At 57.0% G+C, this 15953-nt stretch carries 19 protein-coding genes and 2 pseudogenes; 15 read left to right on the forward strand and 6 right to left on the reverse strand.

Annotated elements, in window-relative coordinates; translation table 11 throughout:
* Positions 1-4 precede the first annotated feature (4 nt).
* The 7 genes from LKE90_RS00345 to LKE90_RS00375 all read left to right on the forward strand — a co-directional run bounded on the left by LKE90_RS00345 (position 5) and on the right by LKE90_RS00375 (position 4874).
* Positions 5-1750, forward strand: a complete 1746-nt coding sequence (locus LKE90_RS00345) for an oleate hydratase (RefSeq protein WP_291493826.1) — start codon at positions 5-7, stop codon at positions 1748-1750.
* Positions 1751-1802: 52 nt separating this feature from the next.
* On the forward strand, positions 1803-2171 hold the full coding sequence (locus LKE90_RS00350) for a divalent metal cation transporter (RefSeq protein ID WP_291493828.1): 369 nt from the start codon (positions 1803-1805) through the stop codon (positions 2169-2171).
* Positions 2172-2209: 38 nt separating this feature from the next.
* Positions 2210-3013 carry a TonB-dependent siderophore receptor gene (locus tag LKE90_RS00355; protein ID WP_291493924.1) on the forward strand — a complete coding sequence of 268 codons (804 nt, stop codon included), beginning with the start codon at positions 2210-2212 and terminating at the stop codon, positions 3011-3013.
* Positions 3014-3060: 47 nt separating this feature from the next.
* Complete coding sequence (locus tag LKE90_RS00360; RefSeq protein WP_291493830.1) at positions 3061-3606, forward strand: TonB-dependent receptor domain-containing protein; 546 nt, start codon at positions 3061-3063, stop codon at positions 3604-3606.
* 290 nt (positions 3607-3896) lie between these two features.
* Complete coding sequence (locus LKE90_RS00365; RefSeq protein WP_291493831.1) at positions 3897-4103, forward strand: transcriptional regulator domain-containing protein; 207 nt, start codon at positions 3897-3899, stop codon at positions 4101-4103.
* The gene (locus tag LKE90_RS00370; RefSeq protein WP_291493833.1) at positions 4039-4530 is read left to right on the forward strand and encodes a hypothetical protein; all 492 of its coding nucleotides are present in this window, start codon (positions 4039-4041) and stop codon (positions 4528-4530) included. Before LKE90_RS00365 ends, LKE90_RS00370 begins: the two co-directional genes overlap by 65 nt.
* 179 nt (positions 4531-4709) lie before the next feature.
* The gene (locus LKE90_RS00375) at positions 4710-4874 is read left to right on the forward strand and encodes a hypothetical protein (RefSeq protein ID WP_291493835.1); all 165 of its coding nucleotides are present in this window, start codon (positions 4710-4712) and stop codon (positions 4872-4874) included.
* A 123-nt stretch (positions 4875-4997) separates the two neighbouring features.
* Here the strand turns inward: LKE90_RS00375 and LKE90_RS00380 are convergent, their stop codons facing one another.
* Both LKE90_RS00380 and LKE90_RS00385 read right to left on the reverse strand, forming a co-directional pair.
* Positions 4998-5282, reverse strand: coding sequence for a type II toxin-antitoxin system RelE/ParE family toxin (locus LKE90_RS00380; protein WP_291493837.1), 285 nt, complete (start codon positions 5280-5282; stop codon positions 4998-5000).
* A complete protein-coding gene (locus tag LKE90_RS00385; RefSeq protein ID WP_291493839.1) occupies positions 5283-5561 on the reverse strand; it encodes a CopG family ribbon-helix-helix protein in 279 nt (92 codons plus the stop codon).
* A gap of 902 nt (positions 5562-6463) precedes the next feature.
* On the opposite strand from LKE90_RS00385, the gene LKE90_RS00390 reads away from it, so the two are divergent.
* Together LKE90_RS00390 and LKE90_RS00395 are read left to right on the forward strand one after the other, a co-directional pair.
* The gene (locus tag LKE90_RS00390) at positions 6464-6694 is read left to right on the forward strand and encodes a hypothetical protein (protein ID WP_291493840.1); all 231 of its coding nucleotides are present in this window, start codon (positions 6464-6466) and stop codon (positions 6692-6694) included.
* Positions 6695-6985 (forward strand): annotated as a pseudogene (locus LKE90_RS00395) (recombinase family protein); the annotation flags it as partial.
* A 215-nt stretch (positions 6986-7200) separates the two neighbouring features.
* Here the strand turns inward: LKE90_RS00395 and LKE90_RS00400 are convergent.
* Positions 7201-7539 (reverse strand): annotated as a pseudogene (locus LKE90_RS00400) (OB-fold nucleic acid binding domain-containing protein); the annotation flags it as partial.
* A 61-nt stretch (positions 7540-7600) separates the two neighbouring features.
* Between LKE90_RS00400 and LKE90_RS00405 the strand changes: the two are divergent.
* The gene (locus tag LKE90_RS00405) at positions 7601-7873 is read left to right on the forward strand and encodes a DUF2274 domain-containing protein (protein ID WP_291493842.1); all 273 of its coding nucleotides are present in this window, start codon (positions 7601-7603) and stop codon (positions 7871-7873) included.
* Positions 7874-7899: 26 nt separating this feature from the next.
* Here the strand turns inward: LKE90_RS00405 and LKE90_RS00410 are convergent, their stop codons facing one another.
* From LKE90_RS00410 to LKE90_RS00420, 3 genes are all read right to left on the reverse strand, one after another.
* Positions 7900-8199 carry a type II toxin-antitoxin system RelE/ParE family toxin gene (locus LKE90_RS00410; protein WP_291493844.1) on the reverse strand — a complete coding sequence of 100 codons (300 nt, stop codon included), beginning with the start codon at positions 8197-8199 and terminating at the stop codon, positions 7900-7902.
* Positions 8186-8440: a type II toxin-antitoxin system ParD family antitoxin gene (locus LKE90_RS00415; RefSeq protein ID WP_291493846.1), complete on the reverse strand. Its 255-nt coding sequence runs from the start codon at positions 8438-8440 to the stop codon at positions 8186-8188. The genes LKE90_RS00410 and LKE90_RS00415 overlap by 14 nt, the downstream gene beginning before the upstream one ends.
* 98 nt (positions 8441-8538) lie before the next feature.
* A complete protein-coding gene (locus tag LKE90_RS00420) occupies positions 8539-8751 on the reverse strand; it encodes a hypothetical protein (RefSeq protein WP_291493847.1) in 213 nt (70 codons plus the stop codon).
* Between the two features lie 250 nt (positions 8752-9001).
* On the opposite strand from LKE90_RS00420, the gene LKE90_RS00425 reads away from it, so the two are divergent.
* From LKE90_RS00425 to LKE90_RS00445, 5 genes are all read left to right on the forward strand, one after another.
* Positions 9002-10126, forward strand: coding sequence for an FAD-dependent monooxygenase (locus LKE90_RS00425; protein ID WP_291493848.1), 1125 nt, complete (start codon positions 9002-9004; stop codon positions 10124-10126).
* A gap of 21 nt (positions 10127-10147) precedes the next feature.
* On the forward strand, positions 10148-10645 hold the full coding sequence (locus LKE90_RS00430; protein WP_291493849.1) for a (2Fe-2S)-binding protein: 498 nt from the start codon (positions 10148-10150) through the stop codon (positions 10643-10645).
* On the forward strand, positions 10642-14214 hold the full coding sequence (locus LKE90_RS00435; protein ID WP_291493850.1) for a molybdopterin cofactor-binding domain-containing protein: 3573 nt from the start codon (positions 10642-10644) through the stop codon (positions 14212-14214). Before LKE90_RS00430 ends, LKE90_RS00435 begins: the two co-directional genes overlap by 4 nt.
* A gap of 63 nt (positions 14215-14277) precedes the next feature.
* Positions 14278-15315, forward strand: a complete 1038-nt coding sequence (locus tag LKE90_RS00440; RefSeq protein WP_291493852.1) for a 2,5-dihydroxypyridine 5,6-dioxygenase — start codon at positions 14278-14280, stop codon at positions 15313-15315.
* A complete protein-coding gene (locus tag LKE90_RS00445; protein WP_291493853.1) occupies positions 15315-15950 on the forward strand; it encodes an isochorismatase family protein in 636 nt (211 codons plus the stop codon). The genes LKE90_RS00440 and LKE90_RS00445 overlap by 1 nt, the downstream gene beginning before the upstream one ends.
* Positions 15951-15953 lie beyond the last annotated feature (3 nt).

A 15953-nucleotide genomic window follows, 5' to 3' on the forward strand; every position in this document is an offset into this window, starting at 1 on the left:
CCTTATGAGATATGCTCATAGTAACTTAGAAGCCTTCGCGCGTCCTGTAAAACCCGAAGGCGTGGAAAACCGATCCGCATGGATCATCGGCGGTGGACTGGGCGGCATGGCGGCGGCAGCGTTCCTGATCCGCGATGCACAGATGACACCATCAAAGATCACCATTCTTGAAACCTCGGACGCCGACGGCGGAGCTCTGGACGGCGCAGGCAATGCGGAAACAGGCTGGTTGATCCGCGGTGGCCGGGAAATGGAGGAGCAGTTCCAGTGTCTGTGGGATCTATATCGTTCGATCCCTTCGCTGGAAGTGCCGGATGCCTCGGTCCTAGATGAGTTTTATCGCCTCAACCGGGTCGATCCCAGTAGTAGTCCGGTGCGGGCAATGTGCGGTCATGGGCAACCGTTGCCGGATCGCGGCAGTCTGACACTAACGGGCAAGGCACGACGGGAGATCATTGCCCTCATTCTCGCCGATGAGGAGAAGCTCGCGGGCAAGACGATCGGCGACGTTCTGTCGGATGACTTCATGAAGTCTAACTTCTGGCTCTTCTGGCGTTCGATGTTCGCTTTCGAGACTTGGCACAGCGCAATCGAGATGAAGCGCTATCTCGCCCGTTTTGTGCACCAGATTCTCGGGCTGAAGGATCTGCACACTCTGAAATTCACCAAATACAATCAGCAGGAATCGCTGAGCAAACCACTGGCGACATGGCTTGCCGACCAAGGTGTCGTGTTTCGCCACGGTGTGCAGGTGACGAATGTCGCCGTCGATACTTCGGGCGTAAAGAAAGTCGCAACCCATATCGACTGGCTTGAAAGCGGCACGGAAGCCGGCATTGATCTTGGTCAGGACGAACTGGTTTTCGTCACCAACGGCTCCATGGTGGAAAATTCCCGTTGGGGCGACCACCATACCCCCGCACCGATCGATACAACCATCAAGGACGGCAGTATCTGGCAGTTGTGGCGCAATATCGCGATGCAGGACCCGACGTTCGGGCATCCTGATGTGTTCTGTGTCGACACCACAAAATCCCGCTGGCTGTCAGCAACGGTCACTACACAGGACGCACGTATCCCCGATCTCGTGCATACGGTGACGGGGCGCGATCCATTCTCCGGACGCACGGTTACCGGTGGCCCGATCACCATTCAGGATTCCGCCTGGCTGATGAGCTGGGTCGTCAGCCGCCAGCCCCATTTCAAAGGTCAGCCGAAAGGCCAGATGGTGGCTTGGCTCTACGGACTGTTCAGTGATGTGCCTGGCGATTACGTGAAAAAGCCGATGCAGGAATGCACCGGTGAGGAAATCACGCGAGAATGGCTGTTTCACATGGGTGTTCCGACGGACCAGATTGATGACATGGCAGCGACAGGCGCAATCACACGTCCCTGCATGATGCCATTCATCACAGCGCAGTTCATGCCACGCTCTCCGGGAGATCGCCCAAAGGTCGTGCCGGACGGGAGTGTCAATCTCGCCTTTCTCGGCCAATTCGCCGAGACGCCGCGCGACACGGTGTTCACCACAGAATATTCCGTCCGTACCGCGATGGAAGCAGTCTATACATTGCTCAATGTCGACCGGGCTGTCCCGGAAGTTTTTGGTAGCATCTACGATATCCGGATGCTGCTGCAGGCGGCGGCGGAACTGCGGGACGGGCAGAAGGTTCCGGCCTCCGGACTGCTTCATCATCTGACGGATGGAACGGAAATAGATGATCTGCTGGAACGTTACGGACTGATCTAAAGTGTAGCGCCAACGGCTTTTTATAGAGTTGAACCAAGAGTCGACGCACGACATGACAAATTCTCCTAAACCACACAGGTCTCACCAGGATGACGATCCGGAATTGCCGAGCCCGGTGGTGGGGCCAAGTCGGCCACGTCTGTTTCGCATCCTCGGGCCCGGTCTGGTCACGGGCGCTTCTGACGATGATCCGAGCGGTATCGCGACCTACTCGCAAGTTGGGGCGCAATTTGCATACGGTCTGTCGTGGACGCTGATTGTCACCTACCCGCTTATGGTTGCCATTCAGATCATAAGCGCGCGGATTGGGCGCACAACTGGGCGCGGCTTGGCGGGTGTCCTTCGTCTACACACCCCGACGTGGTTGCTCAGTAGCGTCGTGCTGATGCTGCTGGTCGCTACCCAATTCAGGGAACATTAATTACAGACGGCTTTAAGCGAATTCCAAGAAGCAATTTTATTGGCTTTACGAACTGGAACGAAGACAGTGTCAAAGATGCCATGTTTGAGTACCAATTTAAGCATGAATTTAATAAATACATCAAATTTAGTCAGACTTTCAGGTGGGAAAAAAGTGACTTACACCTAAAAGAAGCTTTGAACGACGGTTCTGTCAGCTCAACTGACTTTGCCAATCAGTACTATTATACCGACGCTCATCATACGGTTACAGAAAACAAAAGTATGGATGCGCGATTCACAGGAAAACTGGCGACGGGGCCACTGCACCATACATGGGTTGTTGGTTCAGATTTTCGTAGTTTTGATAACAATTTTCAGAGTCAAACTGAACCAGAAGATACAATCATAAACGTCTATCATCCAGAAGCGTCTAGTTATACACCGTGTTATAATATAAATTCCAATTCTGGGTGCCAGAATACGTTAACAAAGGAGCAGTATAATTGTTTTCAGGAAGGCATTTACTTTCAGGATCAAATAAAGTGGCGCGGTCTATCTGTGATCGCTGGAGGTCGGCAAGACTGGGTTAACACAACAACAAATGCGATTTCGTATGATAATACGTCAAATATAAAAATTGCGGACGGCCCAGATCACACCAAGCAGCCACAATCTGCATTCACGTGGAGAGCTGGTCTTGTGTACCAGTTTAATTTCGGCTTGGCTCCATATTTCAGTTATTCAACCTCTTTCGTTCCACAGAGCCAAACCGACTATCGGGGCCAGCCTTTTGCCCCTTTGACAGGAAATCAATATGAGGCTGGATTAAAATATAAAGTCCCAACAAAGAGATTTTTGTAACAGCTGCGGCCTTCCATATTTTAGAGAACCATTATTCTATTAAAGATATGGAGCATACAGGATATAGTACGGATGCGGGCACAGTAAAATCTCAAGGATTCGAAGTCTCTGTAAATGCGAATGTCACGAAAAATCTACGAATCATAGCATCGTATAGCTTCACAGACGCCAGATTCGCAAAAAACAATCGGACGACCAAAAGAATTAACCCCGTTACAGGCGCAACATATGGTGACGCCATTTCCGAGCAAGGTATGTCTGTTCCCTATATACCTCGTAATATGGCGTCAATTTTTGCAAATTATACGATTCCATCTAGCGTGGTGAAAGGTATTTCAATAAATGGCGGGATAAGATACACGGGGTCTTCGTATGCCGGATATGTTGAATCATTCAAATCCCCTGATTATTTGCTTTTTGATATTGGTGCCAACTATGATTTTGGCGCTGCAACATCTGTATTGAAGGGTCTGAAGGCACAACTAGCCGTATCTAATCTTACTAACAAATATTATATGCCTAGTTGCGATAATTATGACTGTTATGTTGGGCAAGGTCGGCGCGTGTATGGGAACTTAACTTATAATTGGTGAAATTTTCTTCGCCAAAACCCAGGCGGTTTCCGCCCGACATTCCAATACTTTATACCGCATACCCCTGCCAAATCCGTGAAGCGACCTTATGCAAGATACGTGAGGTCGCCCGGCAATATCCGTGGTTTGTCCATGCCAAATTTGGCGGGCGAGGGTGTGCAATATCCGTGAGGTCACGCTGCACCAAGTGTGAAGTCTGCATGTAACCAGAAACGCGGGGCTGCCTGATGTGCGCGGCGTGTTTTGTCGCGCCTGCTAGGCGGCTCCCCAGCCAATAAGGGACGTCTCTCATGCCACTGAACATCTGGCATTCCGAGGCCGATCTGGCCATCCTCAGAACCCTCCCGGCCTCCGCCCTTGCCGGGGCCTTCATGCGCCGCTGGTCCCGCTATATCAGCGATTACCGGGATACAAGCCTGCGGGCCGGAGCCAGTGACAATCCCTCTCTCCTGTGGGCGGCGTTCCGGGACCGTTGGAGGTTACAGTTTTGTCCATGATCCTGACATTCCCATCACCCGTAAGCCAGTGATCTGGCGCAGACAGGACACAACCCGGATCATCAGTCTGACGGATGCCCCACGAGGTTTTAACGATCTCCGCTCGCTGGAGTTCGAAGCGATGGGACGCATTCTGTTCGACGGCGAGGACGACGCGGGACGCTCCGTCACCGTGAGCGGTTCTTTCGGAACATTCTCCTTCCTGCTGGACGATCCCGCCGCCCAGAAACGGCCTGCGGTCGTGATCCCGATTGACCCCCATTACCGAAGCCGCTGTGACGAGGCGAGACGCTTTATGTCGCATCATCTCGGCTTCAGAGCGCTGGAATATCCTCTTTCACGTTCTGGCCGGAAATCGACCGGATTGAGGGCCGAAAAACTGCGCATCGGGCTGCTCGGGAATGCAAAAGACTACGTGATTTTATGACCGTTTTCGTGTTGGTCGGATGAGGGGAAACTGACTCCCGGCTGGCGTTTCGCGTGACATCCGGCGGGCAAAAATCATGCCAGAAATGCGTTGCCGAAACGTCGCTGACCGTTCGGTCATCGCGCGCCCATCCTGTCACCGATCCGCGCGGATTTTGTCTCGCGCCTGTGGGAAAGTTCGTGTCACTTAACGCCCGGTATGTGGCGGGAATTGTCCGCCGGGCAGTCCGACTGCTGTGTTCTGCGTTGCTTTGGTCGGGCGTGGTGGCGATCACGCTCCCGCTACCCGACCAGCCTGCCACCGTGCTCGCTTCCATCCAGGGTTCGCGCCGCGCGCCGGTCTGACGACCGCCCTGGACCGAAGCTGTGCGCGATGGCCGGACCCATGCCGAGCGGGACGGGGAAACGAGCTTTTTCTTCCGCGAACCGGGAAACAGAAGGACAGACAGCCGCCTGAAACGCTGGTTTTCAATCGTCCTGACGCTGTTCGCGATTGTGCCAGATACGGAGAATGTAAATGTTGTCTCCGGCGATCTCGTACCGCATTTCATAGTCGCCGATCAGAAGCCGTCGGACCTCTCGGGGATCGTATTGTGTGAGGCTTTCCCCGATGCGTGGGAAAGCCAGCAGACGCTCGGGGGCGGCGATCAGGGCCTGAACATTTCGTGTCGCCACGGCTGGGTTATAGGGGGCGAGAAAGTCATGCAGGCGCGCGACATCTCCCGCCGCCTTTTCAGTCCAGCGGATGTTCATCTATCGTGCGACGGGGGAGGGCAAAGGCTGTTCGGTTGCAAGACTGTCAGCCCAGGCCCGCATGGCGTTGTGGTCGATGACGCGCCCGGCATCCACATCGGCGAGCGCTTCACGGGTCAGCCGGTCGCGTTCTTCCTCCTGCGCGAGATAGGCGCTGAGTGCCTGCTTGACGATCCAGCCGCGTGAGCGTTCCAGCCGGTGGGCGACCTGATCGACCTGTTCCGCCAGCGTGGCGGGCACATGCGCGGTGATGACGCGGGTTTCCGGTGCTTGTCCCATTGGACGGCCTCCATATTTAATCGACTTTAATCATAGTCAATCATACAGATTATTGCCAGAAAAAGCGGCCCGGTCACCCCGCGTTCTGGCCATATTTCGTGTGGCTGACTTTTCGCGTGGAGAAGCGCCCCGATGCTTTGCATCGGGGCACGGAAAGGGGAACACACCCCACGCACTGGCCTGCGGCGGTTTTCTGCCATTTTTCGAGAGTACAATCCGACTGCGCTCGCGATGTCGTCTCGCTATCTGGCGGATTTCCGGGCTTTTTCGCGATTGCAGATAGCATACGTGGGGGCAAGGACCGGGCCTCACGCTCCCCGCGCCTTGAGCCATATGGATTGCTCCGGTTTCGCTGCCGTTTCAGGCTCCGGGCGAGCGCAGCGCGGGAGCGCCGTAGGTCGTCCGACGGACGCCGGAGCGGGATGAGAACGCCCCCCCGGAAATTACTGGCAAGAGACGCGGCACGTCGCGTTGTCACGGCAAAAAGCGGGGAGGGTGGAGGGCAGATTGACCGGACCGGGAAGGTATGGAATCTGAAAAACAGATGCCGAAAAGAGGAAAAATTAGGAGGGCAAGATAAAGGCATCCGGCACTCCTGACGTCGCGGGCCGGATTTTTGTCTGTCTGCACATGGGGTTGGGAGGTTTTCGAGTGGCACTGTGGAAAAGAGGCCCGCCTGCCAATCTCTTTCAGAAATAGCGGAAAAGTCCGCATTGCACTGGCACTGGCACTATTCGTTTCAGGCTGTGATTCCGGGCGCACGTAACCAGAAATCACATTTACGCCGGAATAAGTAATTCTTCGCTATGACCGCACGGTTTTTCTGTCTGTTGCAGGAGTTCTTGCGCTAAACTGGCCGAGGCGTTGAGGTTTGTCCTTTCCAGCGAGGAAAGGGCGTAACCATGACGCAGACGGAACCCGGCGGCATCGTCCCGGCCAACGATAACGGGCCGGTCGATCCTGCCGCGAAAGCACGGTGCGATGAACTGGTGTTCGCCCTGGCAAGCGCGCTCGGCCGCCAGATCGCCCGCGAAGAGTTTGCCCGCCGGAAACATGGACGGGCCGCCAACGACAATCTTCCTCTTCCCGGCCATCGCCCGGACGGGAAGGACAGGTCGGAAAGGGGAGAGTGAATGACCCGCGTAGCTCTTTATGCCCGCTATTCGTCCGACAACCAGAGCGCGGCCTCTATCGAGGACCAGTTGCACCTATGCGATGAAATGGCCGTCCGCGAGGGCTGGCCCGTCGTGCAGACCTATCGGGATGCCGCGATTTCTGGGGCTAGCATGATCCTGCGCCCCGGCATTCAGGCCGTGCTGGAAGATGCCCGCGCCGGTATCTTTAACGTGCTGATGGCCGAGGCACTGGACCGTATCTCGCGCGATCAGGCGGACGTGGCGACGCTGTTCAAGCATCTGCGCTTTCGCTACATTTCGCCGGGATCGTAGTGTGCGGTTCCCCGCAACCATGAATAAGCGATTGATGTCAAGCGCTTAGGCCGCCTTACGGGCGGCCTTTGGCGTTTCTGCTCCACGCACAGGATGCGTATAGGATGCAACTGGGAGTGAAACTCCAGCGTAGGTTGCGCTTAAAACAGGTCATATCACGATAACGCGAGCTTTATCGGCAGCCTTATTGATCAGTGGAAATTGCGAGATCTGACGACGATACGCTCACCAGCGGAATCGCTGTCATGAGTGGTCTCCGTAGAGGAGCGATTACCTACGTCCGCGAGCAATCCGGAAAGGTCAGTGATCTCCTTAGCCACCAGATGCATGACTTCGCCTTCCTTCTGGAGCATGCCTTTCACGGCCAGCATCTGCCCACCCAGTACCACGCGTCGGTTCTCATCGAACAGATCCGGCCAGATGATGACATTCATGTTTGCCGTTTCGTCCTCCAGCGTCATGAACACCACGCCTTCGGCGGAGCCCGGTCGCTGCCGGACCAGCACCAGCCCCGCCACGGTGAGACGCTTATCTGATCCTCTCGACGATCCATTCCGCCAAACCTTGGCATCCAAATGAAGGAGCCGTGCCATGACAAAACTTCGTATCAGCGCCATTCCTGACAGTCGGCCGGTCAAGCTGACGATTGAGCTGCCCGCAGAGATACATCGTGACCTGCTGCTGTATGCTGAACTGGTCTCGGGAAACGCAGGTGAGACGGCAGATGCCATCCCCGATGCGGCCCGGCTGGTGCCGCTCATGGTCGGGCGTTTCATGGAAACCGATCGGGTCTTCCAGAAACAGCGGCGGGGCAGAAAGCCAGCACCTGCCGCGGAAATGACAGGCGTCTCCAGCGAAGGGTAAAGCAGGTTTGGCGCGCACAAGCAGCGTCAGTCTGTTTCCATAAACCGCTCCCAGCGCCGTAGTCGAGGCAGCACGCGGACGATCAGAACCCCTTCGTCGTCAATGAAATAGAGGATATGGTGAGCCCGATGACGATGCAGCCGTATCGGTGGGTCGAACTCACGACGTTCCGGCGCAAGCTGCGGATGTGAGGTGATAAGGTCGAACGCGTCTGCCAGTCCTGCATGGTAGATTTCGGCCTGCCGTGGCCCGAATTCCTTCACACCCTGAATGTAGATGCTGATGATGTCGTCTTCGGCGAGCCGTGTCTTTCTACAGGTCGGCATCCGTCGTCCCGGCAGCCGCGCGAGCATTCTGCAGCAACTGCTTCATGCTTCTGGTCCCGACGCCGCTCTGCAGACCGGCTGTGATGTGGGCCTGAACCTCGTCATGCGCCGCACGGGCTTCCTGATCACGCCGGATCAGGTCGCGGACGTAGTCGCTCGCATTGCTGTAGCGTCCTGTCCTGGCCTGAGCCTCCACCCATTCCTTCATGGGGTCGGGCAGGGATACGTTCATTGTTGCCATCGGTGCCTCCATACTTGGATTTGGCAATCTTTGCCAAATCCTGTCAACGCTTTTGTATATTGGAGTCTAGGATCCGAGAACTTAATACCAACGAACGTCTAACCAGAAAGCGACCATCTTCCCGGTCCTTCCGGCGTGGCCAGCCCCATGCGTTCCAGTGTCTGCACCCTGCCGGTCAGCAGCGCTCGATGCGCTGCATTTTGCCCGAGGCCGTGAGCGTCCCCAGCGTCGGGTCGTAGGTCCACGATGCCGAGATCATCGGTTTGGCGCTGTAACTCGGTATCAAGGCGTGTCCAGCGTTCCGCCGTCATGTCCTGCCGTAAAGTACATAACACCCTCTAACTGTGTGCCGTATGCTGGGATGGAATATGTACGATCGTGCGGTGGATCAGAACGTGCAGGGCTCCTGCCGACTGCAGTCAAGCGCAGTTAAATTATAACAGAATCGAAATTATTTGCTTGACGGTTCGTTTCCAGATCGGTGATATGCAAAATACAGCGTATACGCGATTAATTTCGTGGGTACGCGCTGATGATATTGCAGATCAAGGAAAGCGAAGCATGTCGGACGGAATGCGCATAGGGATTGCGGGAGCAGGGCTGGGAGGAGTTGCTGCTGCTGGGCTCCTTCAGCGGGCAGGCTTCGATGTTGTCCTCTTTGATCAGGCTCCTGCGTTCTCCCGCCTTGGAGCAGGTATCCAGTTCGGTCCCAACGTGCTGAAGATTCTTGCGCATCTGGATGGCCTGGACAAAAAGCTGGAAGCGATCTCCTGCCTGCCGGATTACTGGGTCAGCCGGAAGTGGGACGATGGTGCTGTTATGGCGAAAATTCCGCTGAATGCCGAGCGTGACCGATATGGCGCACCCTACATTACCATCCATCGTGGTGATCTGCATCAGGCGATGCTGGACTGTATCAGTCCGGAACGTGTGCGCTGGGAACACAAACTGATCGATTTCGTCGACAATGGCCGCGACGTGACACTGTCTTTTGAAAACGGTGCGACGGAAACCGTCGATATTCTGGTCGGCGCTGATGGTATCAATTCGTGTGTGCGTGAAAAAATCTTCGGTTTAGAAGAAGCTGTTTACACAGGCTGGATTGCGCACCGCGCCATTATCCCTGGTGCTGCCGCCAAAAGTCTGGGAGCGGATGTCAACGCCAAATGGTGGTCGGATGATCGGCATATTGTCTGCTATTATCTGGATCGCAACGAAGACGAGTTCTATCTCGTAACGGGTGAGCCCGCAGAATGGACCAGCCGCGCAGGGCAGTTGCCAAGCAGTCAGGAAGCGCTCCGTGAAGTGTTCAAGGGCTTTCACCTGCTGGTGCAGGGCTATATCGACGCTACGGATGTCGTGACGAAATGGCCGCTCAAAACGCGCGATCCTCTTCCGACCTGGTACCAGGGTCGCACGGTTCTGATGGGCGATTCCTGCCATCCGATGAAGCCACACATGGCGCAGGGCGCGGCCATGGCCGTCGAAGATGCCGCCGTTCTGGCGCGTGCTTTGAAAGAGTTGGGCACGAAAGATCTGGAACGCACCTTCCGTGCTTACCATGAGGCCCGCAAGGAGCGTGCGACCAAGGTGCAGAGCATCTCCAACGCCAACACTTGGCTGCGCCAGCCGGAAGATCCTTACTGGTGCTACGGCGACAACGTGTACGATCTAGCGCTCGGCTGATGTGAGAAGGGGAAGGGCGCCATGGTGACAAGCGTCTTTCTGACGGTCAACGGCAGACGTCACGAGGTGATGGCTGCCACCCACACTCCGCTGTTGACCGTATTGCGGAATGATCTGGGTCTTAACGGCCCAAAGTTCGGCTGCGGTCTCGGTGCGTGTGGCGCCTGCACGGTGCTGCTGGACGGCAAAGCCGCACGTAGTTGTGTGGTGCGTCTGGATGCTGCTGCTGCCTGTGAAAATGTTGTTACATTGGAAGGGCTTTCCCCGGATGGGAGCGATCCTGTCCAGCAGGCCTTCGTGAAGGCGCAGGCAGCGCAGTGCGGCTACTGTCTCAATGGAATGGTCATGACCTTGCGGGCCTTTCTCGACGCTGTGCCCAATCCTGATGAACGGGCTCTGAAGGAAGCGCTTCGCTATAATCTTTGCCGCTGCGGCACGCATGTCGAAATCATGCGCGCGGCACGCATCGTCGCAGGCTTGGAAATGGCTGATCCGACAGAGGAGAATGGCGGAACGTGACCGGTTTGCTCCAGATCTTCCGGAAATCCCAACCACCGACAGGTCTTGCCGCCCGTGCCGGTGATTTCGTCCCTCGTGAGGAAGTGCTCGTCCAGATCGATGCCGATGGACAGGTTCTCGGTTTCTGCGGCCATGTCGATCTCGGAACAGGAATCGCCACATCACTGGCTCAGATCGTGGCGGATGAACTCGATGCCGATCTGAAGCAGGTCCGGATGGTTCTTGGCCATACCGACAGGACTCCCGATCAGGGTGCGACTATTGCCAGTGAAACAATTCAGATCACGGCCAAACCACTGAGAAAGGCGGCTGCACAGGCGCGGCGCGTTTTACTGGATCGTGCCGCGACGTTGACGAATCATCCTGCCAACGAATTGTCCTTTCGGAATGGAAAACTGGAGGATGCTTCAGGGCAGGATCGTTCCATCAGTATGGGCGATCTCGTGTGTGATATCACGGTGCGGCTGGAGCTCGACGAAGAAACGTCCGTGAAGACGCCGTCTGAATATCGCGTTGTCGGACGTGAGATGCCGCGCGTGGATATCCCCGACAAGGTGACGGGGCGCATGGTCTATGTGCACGATGTCCGTGTTCCTGCGATGTTGCATGCCCGCGTAGTCCGTCCGCCTTACGCTGGCTACGACCACGGCCCGTTCGTTGGTCGCTCCCTGTTGGACGTGGACCGGGAATCCGTTGCCCATATCACGGGGCTTGTCGATGTGGTGGTCATTGGCGATTTTGTCGGTGTTGTCACGGAACGTGAAGAACAGGCGGTGGAAGCAGCGTATGCGCTAAAAGTAACATGGGCTCCTCCGGCATTGCCCGATCTGTCCGATCCGATCGAGGCAGTCAAAAAAAATCCATATGAGCCACGTGTAGTTCTTGATCAGGGTGATGCAGAAGGCCATCTGGCAACACTCGCGCATCGGCTGGATCGGGAATACCATTGGCCCTATCAGATGCACGGTTCCATCGGACCATCCTGCTCGGTGGCGGACTGGAGCGACGAGGGGCTGACCGTCTGGTCTGGGACGCAAAATCCCCATATGTTGCAAGCTGATATCGCCATGCTGATGGGGCTGCCAAAAGAGCAGGTCACCATTGTCCGGCATGAAGCAGCGGGATGCTATGGACGCAACTGTGCGGATGATGTGGGTGGTGATGCCGCCCTGCTGTCCCGTGCGGTCGGGCGTCCGGTCCGAGTGCAGCTTTCCCGTGAGCAGGAGCATGTCTGGGAACCGAAAGGCACGGCGCAGCTTATCAGCATCAGAGGTGGTCTGGACGAGGCTGGCAATCCTGTCGCCTATGATCTGGACACGAGTTATCCCTCGAATGTTTCGCCACTGCTGGCGCTGGTACTGACCGGCGTTGTGCCCGGTGATATTCCCGTCGTCACGCAGATGGGCGACCGGACCGCCATTCCGCCCTATGACTACACGAACGCACGCATCACGGTGAAGGATATGCCACCGATGGCGCGGGCGTCATGGTTTCGTGGCGTGTCAGCCCTTCCAAACAGTTTTGCGCATGACAGCTACATTGATGAACTGGCGGCAGAGGCCGGGGTGGACCCGCTGGAATACCGCCTGCGGTATCTACCCGACCAGCGAGCGGCGGACCTGCTGAAAGCCACGGCAGCGAGGGCGGGGTGGGAACCGCGCACTGAAGCGCCGCAGCCTGATCCGCAAGAGCGGATTTTACAGGGACGTGGACTGGCCTACGCGTTGTATGTTCATGGACCCTTTCCTGGAAAACCTGCTGCGTGGTCAGCATGGGTCGCGGATGTTGAGGTCGATCGTCTGACGGGCGTTGTCAGTGTGACCCGTGCCGTGGTGGGGCAGGACGCAGGCCTGATGATCAATCCCGCCGGGGTGCGTCATCAGCTGCATGGCAATGTCGTGCAGTCCACCAGCCGTATTCTCACGGAACAGGTTACGTTCGACGACAAGGGCGTGGAGAGCCGGGAATGGGGCGGATATCCCATCATCCAGTTCCCTGATGTTCCGGAAATCGAGCCGGTTCTCATGGAGCGACCCGACCAGCCGCCACTGGGTGCAGGTGAATCGGCTTCCGTGCCGAGTGCGGCTGCTATCGCGAATGCGATTTATGCGGCTACAGGCGTGCGTTTTCGGGATGTTCCGTTTACGCCTGAAAAGGTCAAGGCGCGGCTGGATGAAGCTCTTGGACCGTTGGAGCAGCAGTCTCCCACTCCATTACTCCCCCTTGCTGTGTCCGGTGAGCCAGCGCAGCCTGCTTTACGGCAGGGTTGGAAAGGCCTGCTCCGCACAGCGGGTTTCGGGGCGGTCTTCGCCGTGGCGGGGAGCGCGCTGACCGGCCTGCTGCCGTGGCGCGCACCGATCGCACCCGTCGCGCCTCCCGCGTCGGGTATGTTCTCGCCGGAAATCATCGCACGCGGAAAGCTGGTGGCTGCCGCAGGTGATTGCGCCGTTTGTCATACCGCTCCGGGCAGTCATGAGAATGCTGGTGGGTTTGCGCTGGAGACGCCGTTCGGCATCATCTATTCCACCAACCTGACACCAGATCCGGCAACGGGTATCGGTCGATGGTCCTATCAGGCGTTCGAGCGGGCGATGCGCGAAGGCATAGGACGTGATGGCCGTCATCTTTATCCCGCTTTTCCTTACACGGCTTTTGCCAAAACCAGTGATGAGGACATGCAGGCGCTTTATGCCTACCTCATGTCGCAGGAGCCGGTAAGGAAACAGTCACCGAAAACAACTCTGAAATTCCCCTATAATCTCCGCTTTTCCATGGCTGGATGGAACGCACTGTTTCACAGCACCGCACCTTTCGTGGAAAATCCGGCGCAGTCAGCGCAGTGGAACCGAGGCGCGTATCTGGCGGAAGGATTGGGGCATTGTTCCGCCTGTCATACGCCGCGCAATGCTTTGGGTGCAGAGCGTACGAAAACCGCTTATCTGGCGGGCGGCGAAGCCGAAGGCTGGGTCGCGCCCGCGCTGTCTGCGCTGTCCCGCTCGCCGATACCGTGGAGCGAGGACGATCTCTACGCCTATCTGCGGACGGGATTCAGCCCGAATCACGGTCCTGCCGGTGGTCCGATGGCGCCGGTGGTGCATGCGATGGAAGTCCTGCCGGATGAGGATGTCCGCGCCATCGCTCATTACATCGCGTCCTTCGATACGCGGCAGACATCTGTTGGCGTTACTGCCCGTCGTGAAGAAGTGTTGACCCGCACAGCATCTTTGCAGGCGTTGGAAAAAGGTGAGGGGGCTCGGATTTACAACTCGGCCTGCGCCGTGTGCCACGAGGGAGAAGGAGCGCACCTCTATGGAGCCCGTCCGCAACTGGCTTTGAACAGCAATGTGTGGGCTGACACGCCGGATAATCTCATCCGTGTGCTGCTTGATGGTGCGCCGTCACCGGCCCATCAGGCGGAAAACATGATGCCCGCTTACCGTCATCTGCTGTCGGATCGGCAGATGGCGGAAGTGTTGGCGTTCCTGCGTCGCACCATGGCTCCCGAAAAGGGGGAATGGAGCGACCTTGCTACCCGCGTTGCCCGTATCCGCGCCGAAGGAGGGCACTGACATGCCGGGTTTGTCCTTTCGTCCTGTCCCGTGCCTCGAAAGATTTTCTGAAGGAGCAGTCCAATGCCTGTAAGTGATTTTGAACTTGTTCAGTCCTGGCGTCAGGTTCTGGATCTCTGCAAATTGCAGGGGGGCCAGAGTGTGACAATCCTCACATCGCGAGGCACCAACGAGCAGACCCTGCGCTGCGCCATTCTGGCGGTGCAGGAAAAGGGAGCGTTCGCCAATCGCCTTGATCTCCAGCCGAGTAATGGCGGCACTTCTCTTTCCCGCGATCCGCTCGCCTATGTCGGGACGACGCCGCTGACCGGTAATCGGGCGGCTGTCGAGATGCTCAAGGCCAGTGATCTGGTCCTTGATCTGATGACCCTGCTTTTCTCTGCTGAACAGCACGAGATTCTCGAAGCAGGCGGTCGCATCCTGTTGGCGGTCGAGCCGCCTGATGTGCTGGTGCGCATGACGCCGACTGCCGAGGATCGCGAGCGTGTTCTGGCGGCTTCTGCCAAACTGCGGGCGGCCCGTACCATGAAGGTGACGTCCGCAGCAGGCACCGACGCGACGTTCGCGCTCGGGGAATATCCGATTCTTGAAGAATATGGCTTCGTGGAAAAGCCGGGTCGCTGGGATCACTGGCCGAGCGGCTTCCTCGCGACATGGGCGAACGAAGGCACGGCAGAAGGCAAGATCGTTCTCGCGCCCGGCGATATTCTGCTGCCGCAGAAAAGTTATGTCACCGCGCCGATCACCTGCCATCTCGAAAAAGGATATGTGCGGGCGATTGAGGGTGGTTTCGAAGCCGACCATCTGCGCGATTACATGGAAAGCTTCAACGATCCGGAAGTGTACGCAGTATCGCATATCGGCTGGGGGCTTCAGGACCGTGCGCACTGGTCCGTCATGGGCTTTTATGACCGGGAAGCCAGTATTGGCATGGACCCGCGAGCCTGTGCCGGAAACTTCCTGTGGTCCACGGGACCGAACAATGAAGCGGGTGGTGATCGCGAGACAGCATGTCACATCGATATCCCGATGCGCGACTGCACGGTGATGATCGACAATGAGACAGTGGTGAAAGACGGCAAACTGGTGGGAGAAGCCTGATGACATCCGACGGCATGCGCGATGAGGCGCGGTACAAGAAACAGGGATTTGGCAACGAGATCGGGATCACGGGCGGCATCGGCCTTCTGATTGTCGATTTCGTCAATGGCTTTGCAGATCCGGAGGCTTTCGGTGGCGGCAACATTCCGGAGGCCATCGAGCGCACGCGCACGCTGCTGGCGGTTGCGCGTAAGAAGGGCTGGAAAGTAGCCCATACCCGTATCGTCTTTGCAGATGATGGTGCTGATGGCAACATCTTCTCACTCAAGGTGCCGTCCATGCTGGGGCTGACGGAAGATAATCCCGCTTCGGCCATCGTACCCGAGCTGGCGCCAGCGAAGGGTGAATATGTCGTGCGCAAGACGGTGCCATCCGCCTTTTCCGGCACACCGCTCGCTGCATGGTATGTGACACATGGTGTGCAGACCGTAATCGTTGCGGGATGTGTGACATCGGGCTGCGTACGCGCAAGTGTGCTTGATGCCATGCAGGCGGGTTTCCGTCCGGTGGTGATCTCGGACTGTGTGGGGGACCGTGCGATCGGGCCACATGAAGCCAATCTCTTCGACATGGCTCAGAAGTGCGGTGACGTCATGGATCTTGATACGCTGCTTTCCCGCATGCCCAATCAGTAAGAA

The organism is Acetobacter sp., from assembly GCF_022483985.1.
GTDB lineage: Bacteria > Pseudomonadota > Alphaproteobacteria > Acetobacterales > Acetobacteraceae > Acetobacter.